Origin of the sequence: Xenorhabdus sp. NBAII XenSa04, from assembly GCF_963866145.1 — a bacterium.
Classification (GTDB): domain Bacteria; phylum Pseudomonadota; class Gammaproteobacteria; order Enterobacterales; family Enterobacteriaceae; genus Xenorhabdus; species Xenorhabdus indica.
Map to the genome: position 1 here is coordinate 1 of NZ_CAWMEB010000095.1, position 945 is coordinate 945.

A 945-nucleotide genomic window follows, 5' to 3' on the forward strand; every position below is an offset into this window, starting at 1 on the left:
AACGCCGGACAGGCGGCATTAGGAAAAGCCCTGGCCGGTGGCATGAATGACATCACCGAATGGCTCAAACAACGTTACAGCCAGACGTTTGATGCGGTCTACGTGCCGCCCGGTGCCGGTGTTGTGGTACATATCACCCAAAGTCTGGCGATGGATTACGAAACGAAAGGCCGTAAAGTGCGCTACGACTTTAGTGAACCTACTCAACATGATATTCAGGAAGATTTAGATTAATGGAACACACGCCTTCTCACTGGCTGTTTTGCACCAGCCAGCCTTACTGTCTGCAAATCAATATGACGCCCTGTGTTGAACAGGCACCGATTCAGCTTGACTGGCGACCCTCTCATAAAAAAGACAGCCGATTATATCTCACCATTGGCAATAGATGCCGGCTACTGAGTGACGGTGATTTTACCGTCTTTCGTCTGACAGAAATCCAGTGGCAGGCGGTTATTGCAGGCAAAATCAGGGCTAAGTCTGAACAGTGGGAACGTCTGCCGTTTACGGTATCGGAGCTGGCCGTCCATCCTGAGTTTGCCACCTTTACCGCCATTGGCACTACGGAGATTCAGCTATGCGAAAAATAAACGCAGTTGTCGTGTTGTGTCTGTCAGAGCTGATGGTTGGTTGTTCAACCTCGAAAGACACGTTGCTGCCTGCCGGAAAGCAGACGGTGCTGGCGATGTGGCAGGGCAATAAAGCGGGTCACACTGTCGTACAGGCGAGAAACGCATTGCGCAGAACGTTGACCGGGACCGAACGGCGCCGGGCACTGGAAGCGCCCTGTCATTACAGCCGTTCGGTTGAGCAGGAAATCAGCCGGCAGTTTCCCCGTCTCCCCAATCCCGATATGGTGATGTATGTTTTTCCGCATCTGGCGGCCGGTAATACGCCGATACCGGGTTACAGCACGGTGTTCCCGTTTTATCAGCAGGTGCAGTA

At 52.7% G+C, this 945-nt stretch carries 2 protein-coding genes and 1 pseudogene; all 3 read left to right on the forward strand.

What is annotated here, in order from left to right:
• Positions 1-234 (forward strand): annotated as a pseudogene (locus AAC147_RS05570) (TIGR03752 family integrating conjugative element protein); the annotation flags it as partial.
• Positions 234-590 carry a hypothetical protein gene (locus AAC147_RS05575; protein ID WP_047685858.1) on the forward strand — a complete coding sequence of 119 codons (357 nt, stop codon included), beginning with the start codon at positions 234-236 and terminating at the stop codon, positions 588-590. The pseudogene AAC147_RS05570 and the gene AAC147_RS05575, both read left to right, overlap by 1 nt.
• The coding region (locus AAC147_RS05580; RefSeq protein WP_047685861.1) for a TIGR03751 family conjugal transfer lipoprotein at positions 578-945 on the forward strand (368 nt) is incomplete at its 3' end. The genes AAC147_RS05575 and AAC147_RS05580, both read left to right, overlap by 13 nt.